This window comes from Pseudomonas sp. LS-2 (assembly GCF_003605735.1).
Taxonomy (GTDB): Bacteria; Pseudomonadota; Gammaproteobacteria; order Pseudomonadales; family Pseudomonadaceae; genus Aquipseudomonas.
On record NZ_QXTJ01000045.1, the window covers coordinates 282,226 to 307,790 of the forward strand.

The window sequence follows — 25,565 nt, forward strand, 5'->3', positions numbered from 1 at the left end:
CACGCTGAAATCGCCGCCGCCGAAGCCGGACTGCCGCACGCGAGCCTCGCGGCCTTCAAATCCCAGGCACAAAAAAACCGTGTTCGGATCGCTCCGTCACACGGTTTCCTCTTACAACAAGGAGGCGTTGTCGCTTACTTGTTGACTGCGTCGGTCAGGCCTTTGGCCACAACCAGCTTGATCACTTTCTTTGCAGGGATTTCGATGGCTGCGCCAGTCGAAGGGTTACGGCCAGTACGGGCAGGACGCTCGGTCACTTTCAGCTTGCCAATGCCTGGCAGGGTGATTTCGCCGCCGTTTTCCAGCTGGTCCGCGACGATTTGGCCCAATTGGTCCAGAGCATTGCGCGCGGTGGTTTTAGGCGCGTCGATAGCTTCTGCGATATCGGCGATCAATTGGTCTTTAGTCAGAGCCATGGTGGTGTTCCTTCCCTATCAAATTCATTTGGTTTGCAGAGTGTGCACAGACGCGAAATGTAGATACTCAAATCGGCCTTTGGTTCGGCCGAACGCCCACAAACTGCGTGCTTGGCGCGCTTCAGTGCGCAAGACCGGGCAAAACTAGCACAGAGCCAAGCAAATATCCGCACCTACCTACCCATTTGGTCAGCTTTATCGCGCCTGAAAGGCAAAAAAGTCATATATCACTGTTTTGAGCCCTGTTTTCGGCCTCATCAGGGCGCCCGCGCGGCAGGTTGCGGTACACTTGCCGACTTTCGCACGGGCCCTGCGTCACCCGTTCAGTTCCACTTCAGCAGCCGAGAAATCCATGCCGATCCGTCACGCCATCGTTCACCTGATCGACAAGAAACCCGACGGTACGCCCGCAGTCCTCCACGCTCGAGACTCCGAACTCGCGGAGTCCCAGGCCATCGAGAACATGCTGGCCGACCTCAACGAGAGCTACAACGCCAAACAAGGCAAGGCCTGGGGTCTGTTTCACCCCGAGTCCGGCGCCCACCCATTCAGCGGCTGGCTGAAGGAGTACCTCGACGACGGCAAGGACTTCACCGCATTCAGTCGTGTGGCAGTCGAGCATCTGCAGAAGCTGATGGAAGAGTCCAATCTGTCGGTCGGTGGACACGTACTGTTCGCCCACTATCAACAGGGTATGACGGAATACCTGGCCATTGCCCTGCTGCACCACAGCGAAGGCGTGGCGGTGAACGAAGAACTGGACGTCACCCCGTCTCGGCATCTGGATCTGGGCCAGTTGCACCTGGCCGCGCGAATCAATATTTCCGAGTGGCAGAACAACAAGGCCTCCAAACAGTACATCTCGTTCATCAAGGGCAAGAACGGCAAAAAGGTCTCGGAATACTTCCGCGACTTCATCGGCTGCCAGGAAGGCGTCGACGGGCCCGGCGAAACTCGCACGCTGCTCAAGGCCTTCAGCGATTTCGTCGAAAGCGAAGACCTGCCGGAAGAATCGACCCGGGAAAAGACCAAGGCCCTGGTCGATTACGCCAGCAGCCAGAGCAAGATGGGTGAACCCATTGCACTGGAAGAGCTGTCCGGCCTTATCGACGAAGACCGCCCGCGCGCATTCTACGAACACATTCGCAACAAGGATTACGGGTTGTCGCCAGAGATCCCGGCCGATAAGCGCACCCTCAATCAGTTCCGCCGCTTCACCGGTCGCGCCGAAGGCCTGTCGATCAGCTTCGAAGCGCACCTGCTGGGCGACAAGATCGAGTACGACGAAGAAAAAGGCACCCTGATCATCAAGGGCCTGCCAACCCAGCTCACCGATCAACTCAAGCGGCGCTGACAGCCATGCTCACGCGCACCCTGAAGAAGTTCGTCCTGATCATGCTGGTGGTCGTGGCCTATCAGAACTGGGGCAAGATCGAACACTTCGTCAATCCGTCCCGAGCGGTGCCCGCGCAGGTTCAGGCGCAGGCCAGGGTCACGATGTACGCCACCGACTGGTGTGGGTACTGCAAACAGACGCGGCGTTTTCTCGACAGCAAGGGCATTCCCTACACCGAGTACGACATCGAGCAGTCGGTTGAAGGACGCAAGGCGTATGAAGCGCTGGGTGGACGCGGGATTCCTCTGATCGACGTGAATGGTACGCTGATCAGAGGATTTTCCCCGGACGAGATTCTCGCCGCATTGAAATGAAGCGCTGTTCATTTTTAGGGGTAGGCCCCGGCAGATTGATCGGCTGCGCGAAATTCAAAGCGATTGGCTGCCGGTGCCGTGAAGTTCAGCCGCAAAATCGGGACACGCTTGCCCGTCGCCGCCATTTTTTGTTGAAACACTTGCGCGGTGGCGAGCGCGCCAGCGGCAGCCTGATCGTAAAAATAGGCTACGGTCCATCTGCGTATCATTTCATTGGCACTGGTCGCTGCCTGCCCTCCCGGCCCCCAGTTGTAAAACATCACCTCATTCCAATAGACCTGGCCGGGAAAACTGTTGTGAGAGGCGATCATGTTGCGCCAACCCTGAGCATTATCAGCATTCCAGGAACATTGCCGGTGATAAAGTTGCCCGACTGACCGAAAATGATTGTTCCACTGTTCCGTCGTAGTAAAGCCGAATTTATTATCACAACTTCCGTAGGTATTGGTCAGCTCTGGAGATCCAAGTCCCGTGCCTTCCTCATCACAACCAAAGCGGTTGCGATCCATCGTTCGTGTTGTCCAGGCATCGAAGGGATAAACACACTGCACCGCCGTCGCACGGGTGCCTCCCCATCGAAGAAAATCCAGCCCTGGCACTGCCCCTGCCAAAATATCCGCAGGATTTAAAAGAATGAAGCCGGCGCCTTTATAGAGCGAAGAGGTCTTCATATCATGCCGAATCCAGGCATAGGATGTTGCCCTCAGTTGCAATGCCGTTGGACTGGACTCCCAAGGATTGAAATTACCGTTATCGGTGGTGCGCAATAACACCCCAGTGCAGAAATAATAGCCCCGTGCTTTACCTGTCCCATACTCCGTGCAAGAAGTCGTGTCTTCGTTGTAATTATTGTTGATCAGTGCCGTAATGCCCGGCCCATCGCTCAGCGAAGTCTGCACCGCAGCGTTAGGGCCCGTAAACAATGAGCGATTCGGCGCTACGCGACCCGATGTGCCGTTGGAACCTCGCTCGGGGGCCTGAGCAGAGCACCCGATCAAAACGGCCATTATCAACCCCGGCAGCAGCAACGATCTCTTCATCATAAGCCCCTCCACTGGATGTCCCTAATCACTCCTTTCCCCAAGGGTAGGCACTGACTTTTTTGGCATTAGACAGGTTAGCGATAGCGATGATTTCGATTCGGTATTAATCACTGATGCACGCTGATCATTTAGATTATTTCGAAATCACATTCACCATTTAATGTCGAAATGATGCAACTGAAGACGCCTTGGCGATCACATCTGTCCACATTAATTTCGAAGGGTTATCAAAAAAGGCTAGCGAGTTTCACGTACTGATATATCTTCAAAAAATACGTAGGCGCTCAGATTGACACGCGGTGAATAACAAACTTCCATTACTGGGTAGACACCTCGCATCGTCAATGGAGATAAACCGCCATGAAGGCCTCGATACTCTTCGCCCCGTTATTGATATTATTGGTCGCCTGTTCATCTCAGAACCCTCAGCCTATTCTCTCCCCCCATCCCACCCCCGCCAATACAACCACCGGAATTACCCCCACTGCTCAACTACAGAAACCGGCCGAGGTACTGGCGGATGTACTCACTAACTATAAGGAGACGACGACTGATTGCCGGGAATATGGCAGTGGCAAGCCCCGAGGGCATTATTACTGCAGTGGGGTCTTGGTCAGAACGGTCGACGACGGCGCCTTCAATCCATGGATGTACAGTCCAAGCGCCGTCGCGGTCGGTGCGACATCCTACTCATGGTTGCGTCGGGGGGTCATACAGAAAACGCTGTATCACCCAGCCGGGTTTATCCTGCGCAATCGCATTGATGGAGTCGCTCATCGTCTTCCGGCACTGGAGTCCGGCTTTATCTGCCTTTATCCCTATGACGCCGGTACATCCACCGCCAACGGGCATAAGGGTTGCGGTTATCGCGGCAGGCACGTCAAGAATGACGCCGCGATAACGCCCAATGACGACAATTCCGCATACGCGTGGGGATCGTGCGCGGGGCTCGGTATCACCACTGCCAAGCAGTGGGATGTACATTTTCAGAGCGTGGGACAGACCCGCACCCGCCAATGCTCGTGGAACATCGACAGCCAGCATGGCTGGAACAACATGATTGCCTCGCGAGACGATTTCCCTGCCCTGCAAAACATCTGGAACGAGATTCTGTTGAGCAACTATGGCGACGGCAGCCAAATGCCCAAATACATAGCCGCTTTTTTCTGGGACATCAGTAAGGCAGGGGCGCTCACTACAGCGCGTAATTTTCAGCGGAAGATGAACAATGCGGGCTACAACGTTCCGATCTTACGGCTCAACTTCGCCAATGCTACTGGCGATATTTTCAGCTACGACCCGGCTGATCAAGCCATAGCTCAGTAGCTAAACAGTGGCGCCCTGAATGATGGGTTAGGGTTTTGGGGTTAACGTCAAATGGTTGTGATCTGAAAGCCATAGCGCGGGAAGTGGACATGCACGACACCCGCGCGCTCATCTTCACGGCGCAGGATGATTTCTTCATAGCCGCTGAACACCAGCTCGCCGCGCACGGGGTCGACGCCATAATCCACCGCTGAGACAGCGACCTGCTGGCCAACCTGAAAGCCAGCGGGATCGGTCAACGTCGCCTGAGGCAGTGCAGCCGGGGTCGCTCGTCGAGCAACTTCAACTGCATCTGCCGAACTCAACTCCCTTGGCGCACCGTGCCCAAAGCCGATTATCCGTTGGTACCACGACAGCACGGCCGGATAGTCATCCACCAGCGCTGCTGTAACCGGGGTCTGCTTGAGAAACCACAAAGTGTGGGCCACTGAAAAATCGGCAATCGAGGGGATGCCCAACAAGAAGTCGCCATTGCGTTCAAGTTGAGTTTCAAGTCGGCCCATCAGAGTCGGCCATTGATACTGCGCCAACTCGAGCGGCACACGAGTTGCACTACCGCCGCTGAACAAGTTAGCCCGGTCGGCGACGAAGGCTTTCACGGCTTCGGGCGGCAGCTTGGCAAAACGTATTGCCAGCGATGCCGGTTGAAATACCAGGCTGACCGAGTGCAGAAACAATACAGAATCAGCCCATCCAGCCAGACTGGCGGCAGTGAATTCCTGCCCTTCGGGGAACAAGGTCGGCGATGACTTTTCTGCCTCGAGACGACGGGCGATGAGCGAGGTATCGCAATAAATGTCAGCACCGACCTGCAAGACCGGGGTCTTGCGATAGCCACCGGTCAGGGCCGTCAAATCCGGTTTGGGGATGATCGGCGGGATGGTGACCGAACGCCACGACAACCCTTTAAAGCCAAGCATCAGACGGGCCTTTTCGGCGAACAGCGACGCTGGGTAATGATGAAGAATCAGCTCTGACATGCTTTGGTCCATCCGCGAGGATAAACCGACAGCTTAGCCGTCCCGACGCTTGGGGCCTACCCGCTCAGGCTGATGGCGACGCATCAACGGTGTGGATAAAGCTCGCCGCCAGCGCCTCCTTGGCACTCTTGCGCAGCTTTTTGATCAGGCGTTCCTGGCGTAGCGCATCCCCCTTGTCGCGGCAGGCCTCGACGTATACCAATGCCACCGCCGGACTGGAGTAAAAAAAACGCGCGCCTTTGCCACTCTGATGCTTTTCAAAGCGACGATGAGGGTCGTCGCTGATGCCGCAGTACAACGCACCATTGGCCGCACGTACCAAATAAACGAACCATGGTTTTGGCGTGGCGCCTTCAAGAGCAGGTTGCGGGGCAATCGCGGCGTCAGACATAGGGGATCGGAGAGGCAGTACAGGATCGGCGATTCTAGCAGAGCCTCAGCGGCCCGCCTGAAACGCCTTCAAACCCTTCTGCGCCTGCGCACAAATGGCGTTCTGCACCAGCGGCGTCCAGCCCAGCAGGATGCCTTTCATACCGAGGGCCTGACGCGACCAGCGCCAGAGATCGAAGTGGTCGTGATGCTCGCAGATCTTGCCGTCGCGGAACACGAAGCGCGCCTGGATATCGTTGACCACCGTGCGACCGGTCTGGCTGAACAGGTACGTCGCCACCCAATGCGCACCTCCCGATCGGTCGTCCGCACGCACGTTGTCGAATCGCACCGAGAAGTCCCTGGCACGCGAGGTCAACATGCGCCACATGTCCCCGGCATCACGACCGCGCAGCTCACCGAACACCGGATCGCTGAATACCACGTCTTCGGTGTAGCAGGCGGCCATGGCCTCGGCATCGAGGCGATTGAACGCGTCATAGAAGTCGTAGATCAGCGCGCTGTGTTGCTCGCTCGGAAGGGGATCGCTCATGCGGGGAATGTCCATGGGAAAGGTGTCTGCACGATAAGCGCCGCCACCTGTTTTTGCCATGGACATTTGCGATGCAAATACCGTAACTCAGATTTTTTCGCTGGTTACGTCGACATAAAGCGCGCGGCCTGCGCCCATACCGGCAACTATTGCAAGCACGCCGATGATGCCGAAGATCCAGCCCACGGAGTTCCAGTTGCCGGTCCAGTCATGCACCACACCCACTGCGAACGGCCCCAGCGAAGCCAGCGTGTAACCCACGCCTTGAGCCATGCTCGACAGGTTCGCAGCGACGTGTGAATCACGGGAACGCAGCACGATCAAGGTCAGGGCCAGACTGAACGTACCGCCCTGCCCCAGACCGAGGACGACGGCCCAGATCCACAGTTGATTGAGGGGCGCATACAAACAGCCGTAGAGCCCGGCGAGCGTGAGCAGCATGACCAGCAAGATGGCAACGCGCTGATCCTTGCCACGGGTGGCGAGCCAAGGTGCGGCCAGCGAACTGATCAATTGGACCATGATCGAGCCCGAGAGCAGCAACCCTGCCTCGGTCGGCGTCAGACCACGACCGATGAGAATGGACGGCAACCAGCCGAACACGATGTAGGCCAAAGACGATTGCAGGCCCATGTACAAAGTGACCTGCCGTGCCAGCTTGTCGCGGAAAAGGCCCCGGACCCGGTAGGACGCCTGATGCTGGCCATGACGTTGGCGAGTTTGCGGCCACCAGAAAATCGCGGCCAACAGCGCCGGGACAATCCAGAAGCCCAGGCCCATGTTCCAGCTATTACCGAAGAACTGGCTCAGTGGCACCGTGGAGCCGGCTGCCACAGCAGCCCCAAGACACAGGGCCATGGTGTACACGCCGGTCATGGTCCCGGCCTGTTTGGCGAAGTCCCGCTTGACGATACCGGGCAACAACACGCCAATGATACCGATGCTCGCACCCGCCATGATGCTGCCAGCGAACAATCCGACAGGACCAAACGAACTGCGCAGAATGATGCCGCAGGTCAGTGTCAGCAAAATGCCCAAGACCACGCGCTCGCTACCGAAGCGGCGCGCCAGGACCGGCGCGAGAGGCGCAAACAGGCCGAGGCACAACACTGGCAATGTCGTCAGCAGGCCCGCCGTTGCGGCGGACAGCCCGAGGCTTTTGGACACCTCGCTAAGCAGCGGCGCCATGCTCGACAATGCCGGTCGCAAGTTCAGCGCGACCAACACCAGCCCCAACAATAGAAACCACGGGCGCTTGAGCACGGGGCGATGTTGCTGGACTTGCTCGTCGTCAGCCTCGGCATCGATCAACAGTTCATCGATATCGTGGTGTTGTTTTGAAGGGGATAGCGTGTCGCTCGCCGGTGGCGCCTTGGTCGTCATGGGATTCTCGTGGAGGCAGGATGTGAAGCAGCGCAGTGCGCAAAGATGCAATCCTGTTGGAGAACGGCAAAGAACACAAGTTTCGCGCGGATTGGGTACAGTTTTGCGCCCAAGGCCAGGTGGCCGATTGTAGAAGCGCGCTTGCCCGCGATGGGCCGGTGCCGGGCAAACCCGCCCCCCGGTTTAAAGCATTCGCGGGCAAGCGCTTTCCTACAGAGATTCGTAATAAAAAACCCGGGCACATGGCCCGGGTTCGTTGGTAAAGCGGCTATCGACTCAGTGCAGAATCTGGCTGAGGAACAGCTTGGTACGGTCGCTTTGCGGGTTGTCGAAGAAGTCGTTCGGCGCGGCCTGTTCGACGATTTCGCCTTTGTCCATGAAGATCACGCGATTGGCCACGGTGCGGGCAAAGCCCATTTCGTGGGTCACGCAAAGCATGGTCATGCCTTCTTCAGCCAGGCCGACCATGGTGTCCAGCACCTCTTTCACCATTTCAGGGTCAAGGGCCGAGGTCGGTTCGTCGAACAGCATGATTTTCGGCTTCATGCACAGCGCGCGAGCGATGGCCACACGTTGCTGCTGACCGCCGGACAACTGACCGGGATACTTGTGCGCCTGCTCTGGAATGCGTACGCGCTCCAGGTAGTGCATGGCGATTTCTTCGGCTTTCTTCTTCGGCATCTTGCGCACCCACATCGGGGCCAGTGTGCAGTTCTGCAGAATGGTCAGGTGCGGAAACAGGTTGAAGTGCTGGAACACCATACCCACTTCGCGGCGAATGGTTTCGATCTGCTTGAGGTCCGAAGTCAGTTCGGTGCCATCAACGACGATGCGACCTTGCTGGTGTTCTTCCAGACGGTTGAGGCAGCGAATGGTGGTCGACTTGCCCGAGCCCGACGGGCCACACAGGACGATACGCTCGCCCTGACGCACGTTCAGGTTGATGTCTTTCAATACATGGAACTGGCCGTACCATTTATGTACGCCTTCCATGCGGATCATGCCTTCGGCGCCCAGAGGCTTGCTGATAGCTTCACTCATCACATAACTCCTAACGCTTGTGGCCTGTGTCCAACTTACGCTCCAAATGCATGGAGTAGCGGGACATGCCGAAACAGAAGATCCAGAACACCAGGGCCGCGAACACGTAACCCTCGGTCGCCATGCCGAGCCAGTTCGGATCGGCGGCAGCTTGTTTGACGCTGTTGAGCAGGTCGAACAGGCCGATGATGATCACCAGACTGGTGTCCTTGAACAGTGCGATCACAGTGTTCACGAGACCCGGAATCACCAGCTTCAACGCTTGCGGCAGAATCACCAGGCCCATCCGGCGCCAGTAGCCCAGGCCCATCGCAGCAGCCGCTTCGTACTGACCTTTCGGGATGGCCTGCATGCCACCACGCACCACTTCAGCCACATAGGCCGACTGGAACATGATCACGCCGATCAGCGCGCGCAGCAGCTTGTCGAAGTTCATGCCTTCGGGCAGGAACAGCGGCAACATCACGGAGGACATGAACAGCACGGTGATCAACGGAACGCCACGCCAGAACTCGATGAAGGTCACGCAGATCACACGGATCGCCGGCATGTCGGAACGGCGTCCGAGCGCCAGAACCACGCCCAGCGGCAATGCGCCGGCGATGCCGACGGTGGCGATCACCAGTGTCAGCATCAGGCCGCCCCACTGACTGGTGGCCACTTCGGTCATGCCGAAGACGCCGCCGTGCAGCAGGAAGTAAGCGACGATCGGGTAGATCACCAGAAAGCTCAGGCCGTAGACCGCCTTGCGTGGCATGGCTTTGATGAACAACGGCGCAACGCCGATGATCGCCAGCCAGACAGTCAGATCGACCCTCCAGCGCAGTTCCTGCGGATAGTAGCCGTACATGAACTGGCCGAAACGCTGTTCGATGAACACCCAGCAGGCGCCTGCCTTGGTGCAATCGGCGCGCGTAGTACCAACCCAGTTGGCATCGAAGAGGGTCCAGCTCAGCAGGGGGGGAACGACCAGCCAGATCAGGTAGATCGCGAACAGGGTCAACAGGGTGTTGATCCAGTTCGAGAACAGGTTCTGGCGCATCCATGCAACCGGGCCGAAAACTTTGCTCGGCGGCGGCATGTCGGGTTTGAAAGTATGGGATGTCATGCGCGTTTCCTCACCGCTCGATCAGCGCAATGCGCTTGTTGTACCAGTTCATCAGCAGGGAAATGCTGATACTGATCGCCAGGTACACGCTCATGGTGATGGCAATGACTTCGATGGCCTGACCGGTCTGGTTGAGCACGGTACCGGCGAACAGCGAAACCATTTCCGGATAACCGATACCGGCCGCCAGCGAGGAGTTCTTCGCCAGGTTCAGGTATTGGCTGGTCAACGGCGGAATGATCACTCGCAACGCTTGCGGAATGATGACCTTGCGCAGAGTCGGACCCGGGCGCAGGCCCAGGGAACGCGCAGCTTCGGTCTGGCCGTGGCTGACCGACTTGATGCCCGACCGCACGATCTCGGCGATGAACGCCGCGGTATATACGGTCAAGGCCAGGGTCAACGCCAGCAGTTCAGGGATCAGTACCCAGCCGCCGACGAAGTTGAAGCCCTTGAGTACCGGCAATTCCCAGTGAACCGGCGCACCGAAGATCAGCGCACACAGTGCCGGGATCACGATGAGAAGAGCCAGGCCCGCCCAGAACTTGTGGAACGGAACGCCCGTGGCTTCGAAGCGCTTGTTCGCCCACTTGGTCATGAACACGATAGCGACGATGGCCAGCACGATGCTGATCACGAATGGCCAGGTTGCATCGTTGGTGATCGCCGCGGGCATGTTCAGACCACGGCTGCTGACGAAGAACGAACCGAGGAAGCCATGCGCCGCACGAGGCCCCGGCAGCGTCAGGAACACAGCGAAGTACCAGAACAGGATCTGCAGCAGCGGCGGAATGTTACGGAACACTTCGACGTAAACAGTCGCCAGCTTGTTGATGATCCAGTTGTTTGACAGACGCGCCACGCCAACGATGAAGCCCAGCAATGTCGCGAGAATCACGCCAATGAACGTCACCAGCAGCGTGTTGAGCAAACCGATAAGGAAAACTCGCGCGTAGCTGTCGGACTCTGTGAAAGGAATCAGATGCTGCGCGATGCCGAAGCCGGCACTGTTTTCAAGGAAACCGAAACCTGAAGTGATGCCCCGGTGTTGCAGGTTGGTTTGAGTGTTATCGAACAGATACCAACCCATCGCGACTACAGCGATAACCGTGATTATCTGAAATAGCCACGCACGCACTTTGGGATCGCTGAGGGATAGCCTCTGCTTTGGTGCGCTGATTTGATTTTGCATGGAGTGCCCCAGAAGAAGAATGCAACGAAGCACCCGGCCACGATTCACATAGCCGGGTGCAGGTCAATCAACGCACTGGTGGCGCGTATTGAATGCCGCCGTTGGTCCACAGGGCGTTCATGCCACGGTCGATTTCCAGAGGGGTGGTTTTACCCAGGTTCTTGTCGAAGATTTCGCCGTAGTTACCTACTTGAGCAACGATCTGAACAACCCAGTCCTTCTTCAGTTTCAGCTGCGGGCCGTAGTCACCGTCAGCGCCCAGCAGACGGGCAACGTCAGGGTTTTTGGTGGACTTGGCTTCGGCTTCAACGTTTTTCGACGTGATGCCAGCTTCTTCGGTGTTCAGCAGTGCGTAGCCAACCCAGCGAACGATGGCAGTCCATTCGTCGTCACCACGGGCAACAACCGGTGCCAGAGGCTCTTTGGAGATGGTTTCAGGCAGAACGACGTAGTCTTTCGGCGAGGCCAGCTTGGAGCGCTGTGCGTACAGCTGCGATTTGTCGGAGGTCAGCACGTCGCAACGACCGGACTCCAGCGACTTGGCGCTTTCGTCAGAGGTGTCGAAGGTGATCGGGGTGTACTTGAGGTTGTTGGCGCGGAAGTAGTCGGACACGTTCAGCTCGGTGGTGGTACCGGCTTGAATACAGATGGTCGCGCCGTCCAGTTCCTTGGCACTCTTCACGCCCAGCTTGCTGTTGGCCAGGAAGCCAACGCCGTCGTAGTAAGTCACGAAGCCCGGGAATTCCAGACCCATGCTCGCATCGCGGGAGCTGGTCCAGGTGGTGTTACGCGACAGGATGTCGATCTCGCCAGACTGCAGCGCAGTGAAACGCTCTTTGGCGTTCAACTGGCTGAACTTGACCTTCTTGGCGTCGCCAAAAACGGCAGCCGCGACTGCGCGGCAGAAGTCCGCATCGATACCCTGGATGGTGCCGCTTTTGTCAGGTACCGAGAAACCTGGCAGACCGTCGCTCACGCCGCACTGGATGAAGCCTTTCTTCTGAATGGCATCGAGTTTTGCGCCCGCTTGAGCGAAACCGGTCATGCCGAGTGCTGCTGCGGCGGCCACTACAGCCAGGGTGGATTTCAACATCTTCATTCAAACCTCCAAGTTTGCTCTTTGTTGTGTAGGAGCTTCAGCCCCGTCGCACCCTTGTGAGGCATTGATGACCCGTGCTGGCTTGTTTTTGGGTCATGCGACGTAAGACCCGGATCCGCCACCGGCGTCAGGCAACCGGCCTGACATGTTTGCGGACCCGATTTGGTCAAATGGACTGAAGCCCCCAGATGTCCTTGAACCCCGAGGTCCAAAGCGAATCGTGCCGGAATCCTCATCGATGGATTCCCTGCTGCCTCAGCGTAACGTTAGGCTGCATGATTAATAGCCTAATAGTGTTACCGCCAAAGTGAGCGCCTTCACTCCGAAGCTTTCGTAGCAAAGCGCGTACCACCATGGTGGCAAACTCGAATTAGCGACAGGTCAAGATCAAAACTTGTAGTCTTGCGACATCTTCTTTCATATCTCGATATAGGCTGCGCACCGCCTTAAGGCGCTGCGCCAGAGCCGCTGCACACAATTGGAGCACACATGAGCGAACCCCTGATCATCGAACCGGAAAAGTCCGTCGATGCCTGCGTCATCTGGTTGCACGGCCTGGGCGCCGACCGTTATGACTTCCTGCCGGTTGCCGAAGCCCTCCAGCAGAACCTGCTGACAACCCGCTTCGTTCTCCCGCAAGCGCCGACCCGTGCCGTTACCGTCAACGGCGGGTATGAAATGCCGAGCTGGTATGACATCAAGGCCATGAGTCCGGCCCGCGCCATTGACAGCGGACAACTTGAAGGCTCGGCCCAGCGCATCCTGACCCTGATCGAAGGGCAGCGTGACAGCGGCATCGATCCCGCTAGAATCTTCCTGGCCGGTTTTTCCCAAGGCGGCGCAGTGGTGCTGCATACCGCATTCCTGCGTTGGGAAGGCCCGCTGGGCGGCGTTCTCGCGCTGTCCACCTATGCACCGACGTTCAGTGATGACATGGCTCTGTCGGCCAGCCAACAGCGCATTCCGGCGTATTGTCTGCACGGCATTTATGACGAAGTTGTCCAGAACGCCATGGGCCGCACCGCCTACGAGCATCTGAAGTCGCACGGCGTCACCGCGACATGGCAGGAATACCCAATGGGCCACGAAGTGTTACCGCAGGAGATTGCCGACATAGGCGCCTGGCTCGGGGACCGGCTGCGTTAACCACCATTTCTTGCTTTCATTTGTCGTGTGAATTTGGTAGGGCACTACGCCCGGCCGGGTTCTTGCTTTACACTGCCGGGCGTACATTCCTTAATCAATCGACGAGATGACCGTGCTCAAAGCACTTAAAAAAATGTTCGGTAAAAGCGAGGCTGAGCAGCTCGCACCCGCTGCTCCCCTCCCCGCTTCCAAAAGCCCGACCGAAGGCTCATACCGGGAACTCGCTACGCCTGTAGCGCACACTGCGGAACCAGAGGCCTCAAGCTCACCCGCCCCCACGCGGGCAAAGGCCGAGCGACCTCGCCGCGAACGCGCGCCCAAGCCTGTGGTTGCGCCGTGGAAAATCGAAGATTTCGTGGTCGACCCCGCAGAAGGCAAGACCCGCTTTCATGACTTCCCGCTCGCACCCGAACTGATGCACGCCATTCAGGACCTGGGCTTCCCGTATTGCACGCCGATTCAGGCAGGCGTTCTGGGCTTCACCCTCAAGGGCAAGGATGCGATCGGTCGCGCACAGACCGGCACCGGCAAGACCGCCGCGTTCCTGATCTCGATCATCACTCAGTTGACCCAGACCCCACCGCCGAAAGAGCGGTACATGGGCGAGCCTCGCGCACTGATCATTGCACCGACCCGTGAGTTGGTGGTTCAGATCGCCAAAGACGCCGCTGCACTGACCAAATACACCGACCTGAACGTCATGACGTTCGTCGGTGGCATGGATTTCGATAAACAGCTCAAACAACTGGAAGCGCGACACTGCGACATTCTGGTGGCAACGCCAGGCCGTTTGCTGGACTTCAATCAGCGCGGTGAAGTGCATCTGGACATGGTCGAAGTGATGGTGCTGGACGAAGCCGACCGCATGCTGGACATGGGTTTCATCCCGCAGGTGCGCTCGATCATTCGCCAGACTCCGCACAAGGGCGAGCGTCAGACGCTGCTGTTCTCGGCAACTTTCACCGACGACGTGATGAACCTTGCCAAGCAGTGGACTACCGACCCTGCGATTGTCGAGATCGAGTCGGAAAACGTCGCCAGTGACAACGTTGAGCAGCACATCTATGCGGTGGCTGCGGCGGACAAGTACAAGCTGCTCTTCAACCTGATCAACGACAACGGCTGGTCCCGGGTCATGGTGTTCGCCAACCGCAAGGACGAGGTGCGCCGGATCGAAGAGCGCCTGGTGCGCGATGGCGTGAATGCCGCGCAGCTGTCAGGTGACGTGCCACAGCACAAGCGAATCAAGACCCTGGAAGGCTTCCGCGAAGGCAAGATTCGTGTGCTGGTCGCCACCGACGTTGCCGGTCGGGGAATCCACATCGACGGTATCAGCCACGTGATCAACTTCACCCTGCCGGAAGTGCCGGACGACTACGTGCACCGCATCGGTCGTACCGGTCGCGCAGGTGCCGACGGTGTCTCGATCAGCTTCGCAGGCGAAGACGATTCGTATCAGTTGCCGTCGATCGAAGAGAAGCTGGGTCGCAAGATCAGCTGTGAAATGCCGCCGACCGAGCTGTTGCGGGCCGTGGTGCGCAAGCCAAGGGTTGAGCCTGCGGCGGAGTAACGAACACTGCGCCTGTAGGAGCGCGCTTGCCCGCGATAGCATGAGTTCAGCTACCTCCTGGGTGACTGACACAGCGCTATCGCGGGCAAGCGCGCTCCTACCCATACCGAGTTAAAGCTCGGCTTTTTTCCAGCGATCCGCAGCCGCGTGATCACTGTCTCGCCCCTCCACCCAACGCGGCCCTTGCGAAGTGTTTTCCTTCTTCCAGAACGGGGCGCGGGTTTTCAGGTAGTCCATGACGAAATCGCAGGCTTCGAACGCCGCCTGACGGTGGGCGCTGGCAACGCCGACGAACACGATCGGCTCTCCTGGCTCGAGCGCACCGATGCGATGCAGCACCTCGATCTTGAGTAGCGGCCAGCGTTGTTGCGCCTCGTCTGCGATCTTGATCAGCGCCTTCTCGGTCATGCCGGGGTAATGCTCCAGAAACATGCCTGCGACTTCACGACCGTCGTTGAAATCGCGCACATATCCAATAAAACTCACCACCGCGCCAACGCCGACATTGGCGTCGTGCATCGCGTTGACTTCAGCGCCCGGATCGAACGCCGTGACCTGCACGCGAACGCCCATGCTCAACCTCCCGTGACAGTGGGGAAAAACGCCACCTCGTCGCCCTGCTCGACCGGTTCGTTGAGCGAACAAAGCTCCTGATTGCGGGCGCACATAATGCTCTGTTCGCTCAGCACATCCCAGACTCCACCGCGCTGCAGCAGATGCTGACGTACAGCCTCGACAGTGGCGAACGTACCTTCCAGGCGCTCGCTTTCAGTGCCCAGGGTCTCCCGGAAGCGAGCAAAGAACTGAACCTGCACGTGAATACTCATGGGGCCTCCACCTTCTCGTCAGCGACGAAGTGCCCGCTCTTGCCGCCGAGCTTTTCAAGCAGGCGTACCTGTTCGATGACCATGCCGCGATCGACCGCCTTGCACATGTCGTAGATGGTCAGTGCGGCGACGCTGGCAGCCGTCAGGGCTTCCATTTCAACGCCGGTCTGCCCCGACAGTTTGCAGCGAGCGACGATGTGGACGGTGTCAGTGCCTTCGGCGCTGAGCTCGACCTTGACGCTGGTCAGCATCAACGGGTGACAGAGAGGGATCAGATCACTGGTTTTTTTCGCCGCCTGAATGCCAGCAATACGCGCCACGGCGAAGACATCACCTTTCGGATGTCCACCGGCAACGATCATTTGCAGGGTTTCGGGCAGCATGCGCACACGCGCTTCGGCCACGGCTTCACGGGACGTCACGGATTTTTCAGTGACGTCGACCATGTTGGCGCGACCTTGGGAATCGAGATGAGTAAGCACGGGATGACTCCTGGACAGGAGCCGCGATTGTAGCGCGTGTGCGGATGACGCTGCGATCCGCTTTTGAATCTGTAGCAGTCCGGCTTGCCGGCGGCAGCGACCTGAATGACGCCACCGCCGGCAAGCCGGACTGCTACGGGGGAGTTGTGGTGCGAGAAGGACGTGGGAGCCGAGCCGGCTCCCACAGTTTCAAACGGCGACGTTACAAATGACTCTCCGCATACTCGGCCAGGATCGAGCGTGGAACCCCTTGCAGGGTAATGTGCACGCCGTTGGGGAAATCCTTGAAGCGCTCCGTCAGGTAAGTCAGCCCTGAACTCGTGGCCGACAGGTAGGGGGTGTCGATCTGCGCCAGGTTACCCAGGCAGACCACCTTGGAACCCGCACCGGCACGAGTGATGATGGTTTTCATCTGGTGCGGTGTGAGGTTCTGGCATTCGTCGATCAGGATCAGGCTCTGCTGGAAACTGCGGCCCCGAATGTAGTTGAGGGATTTGAACTGCAACGGCACCTTGCTCAGGATGTAGTCGACACTGCCATGGGTGTTTTCATCATCCATGTGCAGCGCTTCCAGGTTATCGGTGATGGCGCCTAGCCACGGCTCCATTTTTTCCGCCTCGGTACCGGGCAAGAAGCCAATCTCCTGATCGAGCCCCTGCACGCTGCGAGTGGCGATGATGCGCCGATAACGCTTGCTGACCATGGTCTGCTCGATGGCAGCGGCCAGCGCCAGGATGGTCTTGCCGGAGCCCGCAGCGCCAGACAGGTTGACCAGGTGAATATCGGGATCGAGCAGCGCAAACAGCGCAAGGCCCTGATAGATGTCGCGAGGCTTGAGCCCCCACGCCTCCTGATGCAGCAGCGGCTCCTGGTGCATGTCCAGCAGCAGCAACTCATCCGGCTTCACGCCTTTGACCCAGCCGACGAAGCCCTGCTCGTCGATGATGAACTCGTTGATATGGACGGCCGGAATCTGTTCCGTCATCTGCACTTTGTGCCAGGTGCGACCGTGATCCTGACGGGTGTCTACCTTGCTGACGCGGTCCCAGAAAGAGCCGGTCATGGTGTGATAACCACGCGACAACATCGATACGTCATCGACCAGTTGGTCGGTGCTGTAATCCTCTGCCGCGATACCGCAGGCACGCGCCTTGAGGCGCATGTTGATGTCTTTGGTCACCAGCACGATGCGCATGTCCTTTTTGCGCGCATGCAGGTCAATCAACTGGTTGATGATGATGTTGTCGTTCAGATGCTCGGGCAGAAGGCTGTTGGGCTCTTCACGCTTGTTCATCAGGATGGACAGATAACCCTTGAAAACGCCAGTACCGCGATCGATCGGTACGCCTCGTTCGACCTCCTCCGGGGTCGCTTCGCCCAGTGTCTTGTCGATCAACCGGATGGCCTGACGGCATTCAGCGGCGACCGAGTGCTTGCCCGCCTTGAGCTTGTCCAGTTCTTCGAGGACAGTCATGGGGAGTGCGACGTGGTGTTCTTCGAAATTCAGCAGAGCGTTTGGATCGTGAATCAATACGTTGGTATCGAGCACATAGAGGATTGGCTGGTTAGAGGAAGGGGTGCGTCCGTGGTCATCCATACTCGCTCACCTTTGTAGAAGCCAGGTAACGCGACACACGAAACGATGTCGCGCCACGAAAAGGCCGCCGAGGCTCTCCCCTTAAGGCAGGAGAGAAATGCGCAAAGTGGGGTCTGGGGGGACGCCACCTGTGTTGCAGGGTTCGGCGGTCTGTTGTCGTAATACCGCAAAACCGATGACATAAAAAAGCGTTTTGAACGTAATTCGAAGTTTATTTCACAGCATGACGAATAGCCCTTGGCGGATGTCTTCCACGCGTTTACAGTCGGAAGTCCGGTCGACGAGAAATCCTCGGATTTTTCTGACCGGCCCTGCCGCATCACCCCGCTACTCGCCTTGTTTTACGGGCTCTTGAGCCTGATCCGCTGGTTGTTCCTGAGAATCTTGCGTCTGCTCGTCCGAGGGCTCGTCGGAGTCATCGTCGTCGGGTGGCGCCTCATCGGTTTCATCCGGCAATTGCTGCGGATAAATATGACAGTCCTCCCACGTCACACCGCTCTGCGCGGTATTGGCCATCAGCCAGGGCACTGCCTGTTGCGGCTTGTCAGTGCTGTCGTGGAAGACGATATTGCCACGCCGCCATAACAGCATCAGGGTCAGCACCCGGTGCGCACTCTGTTCAGCGGAAATGCGTCCGGTCGCGTCCTGTGAATCGATATTCCACAACGATACCTGCAACTGCTGATCACGGAAGAACTGTGCACCGTCGGCCCGACGATGACCGTACGGCGGGCGGAACAGCGGCACGAAATTATCCGGCAGCGTTTGCTGAACCAGCGCCGCGCTGCGCTCGATCGAATCCTGCCAGTCGTTCCAATGAGCGTGCGAGCGATATTCCCAGCCTTGCAGGCCGACACACTGCTGGCGATACAACGTTTGCAGCGCTTGTGGGGAACTGGCATCAATACGGCTCTGCAGGTTTTTGCCAAGCACGAAGAACGTTGCGTTGATTTTCTGCTGACGCATGAAGTCAGCGAGCCAGTCGGTTGCACCGTCAGCCACCGTAGGGCCACTCTCGAAATTGAGCAGGAAGGTGCGATCCGGCATCTCCTCGCCACTCAACTCGTCCGAGTTGTAGCGCTCGATCTCGCTGCTGGTCTGCGGGAACAACGCCGCCATGCGCAGCAGCTCGTTGAGATAACGCTGGTTGAAAGCATCAGCAGGGGCGGCCCAATGTGCATAGAAGGAGTCGTCAGCAACCTTGTACTCCGCCGCTCGCTGACGCAGCATCGGTACGTCGTCGACCAGCACGCAGAACGAAGCATCGGCCTCGCAGGATTTTTCGGCGGATTTCCAGTTCTCGAACAACCTCGCCCACATGCGCGTGCGGATCACGTTGACCGTTTGCACATTGATCTGGCGCAAGCCCATGCGTTCGGCAAGCTGAACATCGCTGAGGTTTTCGCTCTCGAGCAACTGATGGGCAAAACTCAGGATTTCGGCGCGAGAGGCGACATCGAACAGTTGCGGAGTCTCCAGAACCTCCGGCCAGACACTGCGATCCATCGTCGCAATCTCTCCGGTCGCCGCCTGGGCGCTGAACGCCAGCAGACAGGCACCGATCAATAACGGCATGCGCAAAACGATGTGCTCCCAATCCTTGAACAAAGCGGCCGAAACCGGCGAGGCACTATAGCGGATTTGATGGCTGCACCCAGAGTCTCGAATTCATGCTCAGGCCTTGCAGGAGCTCGCGTGCCCGCGATTGCGGTGTTTCAGTTATCCATTGGCTAGCAGGAACACCACAATCGCGGGCAAGCGCGCTCCTGCATTTACTCCGACCATCTGTGGACCTCTACCTATCATCACCATAGCTGGAGTCATCGGGTCACAACCCCTAGAATCGCCCCCACGATTAAAGGAGACGACTGCATGCTGATGGTGATATCCCCAGCGAAAACCCTCGATTTCGAGACCCCGCCGACCACCGAGCGCTTCACCCAGCCGCAATACCTGGACCACTCACAGGAACTGATCACTCAGTTGCGCGAGCTGACACCTGCGCAAATCAGCGAGCTGATGCATCTTTCCGACAAACTGGCCGGGCTCAATGCCGCGCGGTTCGGCAGTTGGACACCAGCGTTCACCCCGAAAAACGCCAAGCAGGCTCTGCTGGCATTCAAGGGCGACGTTTACACCGGACTTGCCGCCGAGACCCTCGGTGAAGCCGATCTCGACTATGCACAACAACATCTGCGCATGCTTTCCGGTTTGTACGGCCTGCTGCGCCCACTGGACCTGATGCAGCCCTATCGGCTGGAAATGGGCACCAAACTGGCCAATGCCCGCGGCAAGGACCTTTATGCCTTTTGGGGTGAGCGCATCAGCGAATGGCTCAACGAGGCACTGGCCGAGCAAGGCGACGACGTGCTGCTCAACCTGGCATCTAACGAATACTTCTCTGCAGTCAAACGCCCTGCGCTCAAAGCCCGTGTGATCGACACAGAGTTCCGCGATCAGAAGAACGGTCAGTTCAAGATCATCAGCTTCTACGCCAAGAAGGCGCGCGGCATGATGAGCCGGTTCGTGATTTCCGAGCGGATAGACAACCCTGAACACCTCAAGCAGTTCGATTTGCAGGGTTACCGCTACAGCAAGGACCTGTCGAAAACGGACAAGCTGGTGTTCCTGAGGGATGAATCCGCCGTTTGATCAGGCACAAAAAAAGGGCTCGATCGAGCCCTTTTTCATTCTGTGCATCACTTGAAGACCGGTTGAGCGACGTCGAGCACATCCCGACGCGTTTAAAAAAACGTTTAATGCCCATCCAATTGAATGCCCTTTGAAGTTCCTCCTGCGCCCTATTGGCGGACGAACGGCACGCAAGACAACTATTTGGCGCCAACAATAAGTCGGCGTCCGAGCAGGCCGCTTTTTTCTCAAAAAATTAACAACATTTTTGAGTGCTGGCACTTTGTCTGTTCGCACTAGTGGCACACTTACATACACTTGCCTCAGGCCCTTTATTAATAAGGGCTAAACCGGATGTGCTATCAGAGTGCAACTATTCGCAAGACCGAAGGTATTTCAAAAAATCTCAAAAAGAGGACGAGCGGCCCGGAACTTATGGGGAAGCCTCACGCTCCTACATCCCGTAACAATTCTCGTCCACCTTGTGAGACATCTCTTACATAGCAGCAGGACGATTCTGGAAGTTGCTTATCAACGTAGTTGGACGACCCGTTCCGGTGGTACGTACAAGGAGAGAACGCACCAAACTAGTTGAAGTAAATCGAGCAAGCACCAATCGGGTGCCTGCAGCCACTGACGAGCAAGACAAGACTGATCATGGCTAAAAGCCTTGAGCCAGAGGCGCGGCAGCGACTCGCATCATTCGTTGGAGTGTTATGCCATATCCCAGATCGGGAACCTACATACATATGTATCGGTTACTCGACGCTTATATTCTGTAACATTCGAGCCCGCCTACGAAATCAGGCCGCTCACACTTAAATTCTGCCTGTGCTTGTGTCACGACATTAACTTGCCGTGCGAACGAGTGCGCGAAAGTTGTTAGACAGTACTTATATCCAGCCAACTAAATGGCGTAAAAATCGAGGAGATTACGATGCATATCAGCATCTTTGGTTTGGGCTATGTCGGTGCAGTATGTGCTGGTTGCCTCTCGGCACGTGGTCATGACGTTGTCGGTGTGGATATCTCCAGCGCCAAGATCGACCTGATCAACCAGGGCAAATCGCCGATCGTTGAACCGGGTCTGGGTGAACTGCTGGAAAACGGTATCAAGACCGGCAAGCTGCGCGGTACGACCGACTTCTCCGAGGCCATCCGCGCCACTGACCTTTCGATGATCTGCGTCGGCACGCCAAGCAAGAAGAATGGCGATCTGGAGCTGGATTTCATCGAATCCGTCTGCCGCGAAATCGGTTTCGTACTGCGTGAAAAGACCTCTCGCCACACCATCGTCGTGCGCAGCACCGTTCTGCCAGGCACCGTTGCAAACGTGGTCATCCCGATTCTGGAAGACTGCTCGGGCAAGAAAGCCGGCGTCGATTTCGGCGTTGCGGTAAACCCTGAATTCCTGCGTGAAAGCACTGCGATCAAAGACTACGATCATCCTCCGATGACCGTAATCGGCGAATTCGACAAGGCCTCCGGTGACGTTCTGCAATCGCTGTACGAAGAACTCGACGCACCGATCATCCGCAAGGACATCGCCGTTGCCGAAATGATCAAGTACACCTGCAACGTCTGGCATGCGACCAAGGTCACCTTCGCCAACGAAATCGGCAACATCGCCAAGGCAGTCGGTGTCGACGGCCGTGAAGTGATGGAAGTCGTCTGCCAGGACAAGGCGCTCAACCTGTCCCAGTACTACATGCGCCCGGGCTTCGCGTTCGGCGGCTCCTGCCTGCCGAAGGACGTTCGCGCCCTGACCTACCGCGCCAGCTCTCTGGACATCGAAGCACCACTGCTCAACTCCCTGATGCGCAGCAATGTGTCTCAGGTGCAGAACGCATTCGACATCGTTGCTGCCAGCGACACCCGCAAGGTTGCCCTGTTGGGTCTGAGCTTCAAGGCCGGTACCGATGATTTGCGCGAAAGCCCACTGGTCGAGCTGGCAGAGATGCTGATCGGCAAGGGTTTCGACCTCAGCATCTTCGACAGCAACGTCGAATACGCTCGCGTTCACGGCGCGAACAAGGACTACATCGAGTCCAAGATCCCGCACGTTTCGTCCCTGCTGAATTCGGACTTCGACGCGGTCATCGATAACTCCGACGTGATCATTCTCGGTAACCGCGACGAACGTTTCCGCGCACTGGCCAATGAAGCGCCAGCCGGCAAACGTGTCATCGACCTGGTGGGCTTCATGAAAGGCACTACCACCGAAGACGGTCAGACCGAGGGTATTTGCTGGTAAGGCAGCTGCAAGCTGCAAGTTTCAAGTGACAGGTTCAAAGCCAGCTCCAGGCCACAGGTCCAATGCGTTTTCGCATGGACCTGCGGTTTGAAGCTTGCGGCTTGCAACTGACTTCTAGAGGTCCAGATTATGCTCAGGCTAAAACACGGCTTACTTCAGGCCGCAGGTTGGCTGTTTTATTTAAGTTTGCTGGCCGCCATTGCCATGGCGCTGCCTTCGACACTTTTCGACTCGCAGTCGAAAGACTTTATTTTTCTCGTCGGTATCGTCGGCATCTGGCGTTACTCGATGGGCGCAACGCATTTTGTGCGCGGCATGATTTTTCTCTACATCGTCTATCCGCACCTGCGCCGCAAAGTGCGCAAGCTCGGCAAGGCAGCGGATCCATCTCACGTGTTCCTGATGGTCACCAGCTTTCGCATCGACGCGCTGACCACCGCTCAGGTCTACAGCTCGGTGATTCAGGAAGCCATCGCCTGCGGCTACCCGACCACGGTCGTCTGCTCGCTGGTGGAAATGTCCGATGAACTGCTGGTCAAGGCCCTGTGGGCCAAGTACAACCCACCGGAACACGTGAAACTGGACTTCGTGCGCATTGCCGGCACCGGCAAGCGCGACGGCCTGGCGTTCGGCTTTCGCGCCATCTCCCGCCACATGCCGGATGATCGTGCCGTCGTGGCCGTGATCGATGGCGACACCGTACTGGCCGAAGGCGTGGTGCAGAAAACCGTGCCGTGGTTTCAGCTGTTCGGCAACGTCGGCGGCCTGACCACCAACGAATTCTGCGAAGTACGCGGCGGCTACATCATGAGCGAGTGGCACAAGCTGCGTTTCGCTCAGCGGCACATCAACATGTGCTCGATGGCTCTGTCCAAACGCGTACTGACCATGACCGGCCGCATGTCGGTATTCCGCGCCACGGTGGTTACCGACCCGGACTTCATCGCCGACGTCGAAAGCGACTCGCTGCAGCACTGGCGCCTGGGCCGCTTCAAATTCCTGACCGGCGATGACAAGTCCAGCTGGTTCAGCCTGATGCGCCTGGGTTACGACACTTTCTACGTGCCGGACGCCGCCATCAACACGGTTGAGCACCCGCCGGAGAAGAGCTTCCTCAAGGCCAGCCGCAAGCTGATGTATCGCTGGTACGGCAACAATCTGCGCCAGAACTCCCGTGCTCTCGGCCTAGGCGTGCGTCGCCTCGGCGTGTTCACCAGCATCGTCCTGTTCGACCAGCGCGTCTCGATGTGGACCTCGATCCTGGGCCTCACAGTCGCAGTGCTGGCCGCTTTCAAATTTGGCATGGGTGTCCTGTTGGCCTACCTGCTCTGGATCGGCATCACACGCCTGATCCTGACAGTGCTGCTGTCTTGCTCAGGGCATGCCATCGGCCCGGCCTACCCCTTGATTCTCTATTACAACCAGATCGTCGGCGCACTGATGAAGATCTACGTCTTCTTCCGCCTCGACCGCCAGTCCTGGACACGCCAGGACACCAAACTGAGCCGCGACATGGCCAGCTTCCAGGGTTGGTTCAATACCTGGTCGTCTCGGACCATGACTTTCTCGGCTGGCAGCATCTTCGTTGCCGTGCTGCTGACAATGGTTTGACCGGGTCTCTGACCGCACTAATGGATCAACTCGATTAATCAGGAATTACCGCCATGAATACAGCCGTGAATGTGAACGTCGTCCATGAATCCGAAGCCCAGCGTCAGCACGCCCGGGTCAAGATTCCAGCCAAGCTGCGCCTGCTCAATGGTCAGCCGAACGCGCCTCTGGTGCGTGTCGAAGATCTCTCTGCCGGGGGCCTGAGCTTCATTGCGCCAAGCGGCCTGAAACTGACGGCGGGCCAGGTTATCAAAGGCCGTATGCAGTTCCTGATCGATAACCTGGGACTGGCGATGGACGTCCAGCTGCAGGTTCGTGCTATCGATGCCGCAACCGGCCGCGTCGGTTGCCAGTTCCAGCATCTGGAACCACAGGACATCGCCACGCTGCGTCACTTGATCACTTCGCATCTGTCGGGCGATATCGTCAGCATGGGCGAAGTGCTCGCCACCCTGCAGCGCGACAACTTCACCAAGGCGCGCAAGGTCAAGGACAGCGGCAGCGGCATGAGCGCGTTCGGTCGCCTGCGTGCAGTGACCTTCAGCGCCGGTATCTTCGTCATCGGCCTGGCGGCTTTCGGCTTCGTCGCAAAATCCGTCTACGGCATGTATTTCGTCAGCCATTCGACCTCCGGCCTGGTCAGCGTGCCGAGCATGGACGTGACCATGCCGCGCGAAGGTACCGTCACCAGCCTGGTGGGTCCTGACGGCGTGGTAGCCAAAGGCGCCCCGTTGGCGACGTTCAATACCAGCATGCTGGAAATGCTCAAGGGCAACCTGGACCCGGATGAAATGCAACCGGCCAAGGTTGAAGAGCTGTTCGGTCGCCAACTGGCAGGCACCATGACCAGCCCATGCGATTGCGTAGTCGGCAAGCAACTGGTTGCAGATGGTCAGTACGCCGCCAAGGGTCAGGTGATCTTCCAACTGGTCCCTCGCAACGTCGCCGCCAACGTCGACGCCCGCTTCACCTACCGCCAGTTCGCCGATGTCCAGCCGGGCGCTCGCGTGAACTTCCAGATCGCCGGCGAAAGCGGTACTCACAGCGGCAAGGTGGTCAGCTCCACCGCCTTGAGCCCGGCCGATCTTTCTTCGGACCTTCGCGTACAGATCAAACCTGACGATTCGATCAACAGCAGCCTGGCAGGCCGTCCGGTCGAGGTGGTCAGCGATCGCGGCCCTTCGCTGAACTGGCTGATCGATAAAGCCACGGCCGCAGGTCTCTAAA

The 25,565-nt window shown here is 57.9% G+C and carries 22 protein-coding genes and 2 pseudogenes; 9 read left to right on the plus strand and 15 right to left on the minus strand.

Features of this window, described 5'->3' with window-relative positions; genetic code table 11:
• Positions 1-134: 134 nt before the first annotated feature.
• Positions 135-416, minus strand: coding sequence for an HU family DNA-binding protein (locus D3M70_RS29850; RefSeq protein WP_003221909.1), 282 nt, complete (start codon positions 414-416; stop codon positions 135-137).
• Positions 417-768: 352 nt separating this feature from the next.
• Here D3M70_RS29850 and yejK point away from each other — a divergent pair, with 352 nt between their 5' ends.
• Both yejK and D3M70_RS29860 read left to right on the plus strand, forming a co-directional pair.
• Positions 769-1,770: a nucleoid-associated protein YejK gene (gene yejK / locus D3M70_RS29855; RefSeq protein ID WP_081565405.1), complete on the plus strand. Its 1,002-nt coding sequence runs from the start codon at positions 769-771 to the stop codon at positions 1,768-1,770.
• 5 nt (positions 1,771-1,775) lie between these two features.
• A complete protein-coding gene (locus D3M70_RS29860) occupies positions 1,776-2,126 on the plus strand; it encodes a glutaredoxin family protein (protein ID WP_120129668.1) in 351 nt (116 codons plus the stop codon).
• A 14-nt stretch (positions 2,127-2,140) separates the two neighbouring features.
• Here D3M70_RS29860 and D3M70_RS31800 read toward each other — a convergent pair whose 3' ends face one another.
• Positions 2,141-3,169, minus strand: coding sequence for a hypothetical protein (locus tag D3M70_RS31800; RefSeq protein WP_133306540.1), 1,029 nt, complete (start codon positions 3,167-3,169; stop codon positions 2,141-2,143).
• 360 nt (positions 3,170-3,529) lie between these two features.
• Between D3M70_RS31800 and D3M70_RS29870 the strand changes: the two genes are divergently transcribed.
• The gene (locus tag D3M70_RS29870; RefSeq protein WP_120129672.1) at positions 3,530-4,495 is read left to right on the plus strand and encodes a hypothetical protein; all 966 of its coding nucleotides are present in this window, start codon (positions 3,530-3,532) and stop codon (positions 4,493-4,495) included.
• Between the two features lie 47 nt (positions 4,496-4,542).
• Here D3M70_RS29870 and D3M70_RS29875 read toward each other — a convergent pair whose 3' ends face one another.
• The 8 genes from D3M70_RS29875 to D3M70_RS29910 form a co-directional block, all read right to left on the minus strand.
• Positions 4,543-5,475 (minus strand): glutathione S-transferase family protein, encoded by a 933-nt coding sequence (locus D3M70_RS29875; protein WP_120129673.1) that lies wholly within the window; start codon positions 5,473-5,475, stop codon positions 4,543-4,545.
• 64 nt (positions 5,476-5,539) lie between these two features.
• Positions 5,540-5,866, minus strand: coding sequence for a GIY-YIG nuclease family protein (locus tag D3M70_RS29880; RefSeq protein ID WP_120129675.1), 327 nt, complete (start codon positions 5,864-5,866; stop codon positions 5,540-5,542).
• Positions 5,867-5,911: 45 nt separating this feature from the next.
• Positions 5,912-6,397 (minus strand): nuclear transport factor 2 family protein, encoded by a 486-nt coding sequence (locus D3M70_RS29885; protein WP_120129676.1) that lies wholly within the window; start codon positions 6,395-6,397, stop codon positions 5,912-5,914.
• 87 nt (positions 6,398-6,484) lie between these two features.
• Positions 6,485-7,780 (minus strand): MFS transporter, encoded by a 1,296-nt coding sequence (locus D3M70_RS29890; protein ID WP_120129678.1) that lies wholly within the window; start codon positions 7,778-7,780, stop codon positions 6,485-6,487.
• 276 nt (positions 7,781-8,056) lie between these two features.
• Positions 8,057-8,821, minus strand: coding sequence for an amino acid ABC transporter ATP-binding protein (locus D3M70_RS29895; protein ID WP_081565416.1), 765 nt, complete (start codon positions 8,819-8,821; stop codon positions 8,057-8,059).
• 10 nt (positions 8,822-8,831) lie between these two features.
• Complete coding sequence (locus D3M70_RS29900) at positions 8,832-9,929, minus strand: amino acid ABC transporter permease (protein WP_120129680.1); 1,098 nt, start codon at positions 9,927-9,929, stop codon at positions 8,832-8,834.
• A gap of 10 nt (positions 9,930-9,939) precedes the next feature.
• Positions 9,940-11,121, minus strand: a complete 1,182-nt coding sequence (locus tag D3M70_RS29905) for an amino acid ABC transporter permease (protein ID WP_120129681.1) — start codon at positions 11,119-11,121, stop codon at positions 9,940-9,942.
• Positions 11,122-11,188: 67 nt separating this feature from the next.
• Positions 11,189-12,220 carry an amino acid ABC transporter substrate-binding protein gene (locus tag D3M70_RS29910; protein ID WP_120129683.1) on the minus strand — a complete coding sequence of 344 codons (1,032 nt, stop codon included), beginning with the start codon at positions 12,218-12,220 and terminating at the stop codon, positions 11,189-11,191.
• 489 nt (positions 12,221-12,709) lie between these two features.
• On the opposite strand from D3M70_RS29910, the gene D3M70_RS29915 reads away from it, so the two are divergent.
• Together D3M70_RS29915 and rhlB are read left to right on the plus strand one after the other, a co-directional pair.
• Entirely contained in the window at positions 12,710-13,366 is a 657-nt protein-coding gene (locus D3M70_RS29915) for an alpha/beta hydrolase (RefSeq protein ID WP_120129684.1), read from the plus strand.
• 286 nt (positions 13,367-13,652) lie between these two features.
• Positions 13,653-14,936 (plus strand): annotated as a pseudogene (gene rhlB / locus D3M70_RS29920) (ATP-dependent RNA helicase RhlB); the annotation flags it as partial.
• 111 nt (positions 14,937-15,047) lie between these two features.
• Here the strand turns inward: rhlB and moaE are convergent.
• The 5 genes and pseudogenes from moaE to D3M70_RS29950 form a co-directional block, all read right to left on the minus strand.
• Positions 15,048-15,509: a molybdopterin synthase catalytic subunit MoaE gene (moaE, locus tag D3M70_RS29925; protein ID WP_120129686.1), complete on the minus strand. Its 462-nt coding sequence runs from the start codon at positions 15,507-15,509 to the stop codon at positions 15,048-15,050.
• 2 nt (positions 15,510-15,511) lie between these two features.
• A complete protein-coding gene (locus tag D3M70_RS29930) occupies positions 15,512-15,763 on the minus strand; it encodes a MoaD/ThiS family protein (RefSeq protein ID WP_165869927.1) in 252 nt (83 codons plus the stop codon).
• Entirely contained in the window at positions 15,760-16,245 is a 486-nt protein-coding gene (moaC, locus tag D3M70_RS29935; protein WP_120129687.1) for a cyclic pyranopterin monophosphate synthase MoaC, read from the minus strand. Before moaC ends, D3M70_RS29930 begins: the two co-directional genes overlap by 4 nt.
• Before the next feature lie 202 nt (positions 16,246-16,447).
• Positions 16,448-17,842 carry a PhoH family protein gene (locus D3M70_RS29940; protein WP_074753735.1) on the minus strand — a complete coding sequence of 465 codons (1,395 nt, stop codon included), beginning with the start codon at positions 17,840-17,842 and terminating at the stop codon, positions 16,448-16,450.
• Positions 17,843-18,259: 417 nt separating this feature from the next.
• Positions 18,260-19,423, minus strand: a pseudogene (locus D3M70_RS29950) (polysaccharide deacetylase family protein); the annotation flags it as partial.
• Positions 19,424-19,714: 291 nt separating this feature from the next.
• On the opposite strand from D3M70_RS29950, the gene yaaA reads away from it, so the two are divergent.
• From yaaA to D3M70_RS29970, 4 genes are all read left to right on the plus strand, one after another.
• Positions 19,715-20,494, plus strand: coding sequence for a peroxide stress protein YaaA (gene yaaA, locus D3M70_RS29955; RefSeq protein WP_120129689.1), 780 nt, complete (start codon positions 19,715-19,717; stop codon positions 20,492-20,494).
• 916 nt (positions 20,495-21,410) lie between these two features.
• The gene (locus D3M70_RS29960; protein WP_120129691.1) at positions 21,411-22,727 is read left to right on the plus strand and encodes a nucleotide sugar dehydrogenase; all 1,317 of its coding nucleotides are present in this window, start codon (positions 21,411-21,413) and stop codon (positions 22,725-22,727) included.
• 129 nt (positions 22,728-22,856) lie between these two features.
• Positions 22,857-24,338, plus strand: coding sequence for a mannuronan synthase (alg8, locus tag D3M70_RS29965; protein WP_120129692.1), 1,482 nt, complete (start codon positions 22,857-22,859; stop codon positions 24,336-24,338).
• A 53-nt stretch (positions 24,339-24,391) separates the two neighbouring features.
• The gene (locus D3M70_RS29970; RefSeq protein ID WP_120129694.1) at positions 24,392-25,564 is read left to right on the plus strand and encodes a PilZ domain-containing protein; all 1,173 of its coding nucleotides are present in this window, start codon (positions 24,392-24,394) and stop codon (positions 25,562-25,564) included.
• The last annotated feature ends 1 nt before the right edge of the window (position 25,565 follow it).

What these genes read in the sequence shown, in the direction of transcription:
- D3M70_RS29850 (WP_003221909.1), bottom strand. Translation starts at nt 416, where the DNA reads ATGGCTCTGACTAAAGACCAATTGATCGCCGATATCGCAGAAGCTATC.
- yejK (WP_081565405.1), top strand. Translation starts at nt 769, where the DNA reads ATGCCGATCCGTCACGCCATCGTTCACCTGATCGACAAGAAACCCGAC.
- D3M70_RS29860 (WP_120129668.1), top strand. Translation starts at nt 1,776, where the DNA reads ATGCTCACGCGCACCCTGAAGAAGTTCGTCCTGATCATGCTGGTGGTC.
- D3M70_RS31800 (WP_133306540.1), bottom strand. Translation starts at nt 3,169, where the DNA reads ATGATGAAGAGATCGTTGCTGCTGCCGGGGTTGATAATGGCCGTTTTG.
- D3M70_RS29870 (WP_120129672.1), top strand. Translation starts at nt 3,530, where the DNA reads ATGAAGGCCTCGATACTCTTCGCCCCGTTATTGATATTATTGGTCGCC.
- D3M70_RS29875 (WP_120129673.1), bottom strand. Translation starts at nt 5,475, where the DNA reads ATGTCAGAGCTGATTCTTCATCATTACCCAGCGTCGCTGTTCGCCGAA.
- D3M70_RS29880 (WP_120129675.1), bottom strand. Translation starts at nt 5,866, where the DNA reads ATGTCTGACGCCGCGATTGCCCCGCAACCTGCTCTTGAAGGCGCCACG.
- D3M70_RS29885 (WP_120129676.1), bottom strand. Translation starts at nt 6,397, where the DNA reads ATGAGCGATCCCCTTCCGAGCGAGCAACACAGCGCGCTGATCTACGAC.
- D3M70_RS29890 (WP_120129678.1), bottom strand. Translation starts at nt 7,780, where the DNA reads ATGACGACCAAGGCGCCACCGGCGAGCGACACGCTATCCCCTTCAAAA.
- D3M70_RS29895 (WP_081565416.1), bottom strand. Translation starts at nt 8,821, where the DNA reads ATGAGTGAAGCTATCAGCAAGCCTCTGGGCGCCGAAGGCATGATCCGC.
- D3M70_RS29900 (WP_120129680.1), bottom strand. Translation starts at nt 9,929, where the DNA reads ATGACATCCCATACTTTCAAACCCGACATGCCGCCGCCGAGCAAAGTT.
- D3M70_RS29905 (WP_120129681.1), bottom strand. Translation starts at nt 11,121, where the DNA reads ATGCAAAATCAAATCAGCGCACCAAAGCAGAGGCTATCCCTCAGCGAT.
- D3M70_RS29910 (WP_120129683.1), bottom strand. Translation starts at nt 12,220, where the DNA reads ATGAAGATGTTGAAATCCACCCTGGCTGTAGTGGCCGCCGCAGCAGCA.
- D3M70_RS29915 (WP_120129684.1), top strand. Translation starts at nt 12,710, where the DNA reads ATGAGCGAACCCCTGATCATCGAACCGGAAAAGTCCGTCGATGCCTGC.
- moaE (WP_120129686.1), bottom strand. Translation starts at nt 15,509, where the DNA reads ATGGGCGTTCGCGTGCAGGTCACGGCGTTCGATCCGGGCGCTGAAGTC.
- D3M70_RS29930 (WP_165869927.1), bottom strand. Translation starts at nt 15,763, where the DNA reads ATGAGTATTCACGTGCAGGTTCAGTTCTTTGCTCGCTTCCGGGAGACC.
- D3M70_RS29940 (WP_074753735.1), bottom strand. Translation starts at nt 17,842, where the DNA reads ATGGATGACCACGGACGCACCCCTTCCTCTAACCAGCCAATCCTCTAT.
- yaaA (WP_120129689.1), top strand. Translation starts at nt 19,715, where the DNA reads ATGCTGATGGTGATATCCCCAGCGAAAACCCTCGATTTCGAGACCCCG.
- D3M70_RS29960 (WP_120129691.1), top strand. Translation starts at nt 21,411, where the DNA reads ATGCATATCAGCATCTTTGGTTTGGGCTATGTCGGTGCAGTATGTGCT.
- alg8 (WP_120129692.1), top strand. Translation starts at nt 22,857, where the DNA reads ATGCTCAGGCTAAAACACGGCTTACTTCAGGCCGCAGGTTGGCTGTTT.
- D3M70_RS29970 (WP_120129694.1), top strand. Translation starts at nt 24,392, where the DNA reads ATGAATACAGCCGTGAATGTGAACGTCGTCCATGAATCCGAAGCCCAG.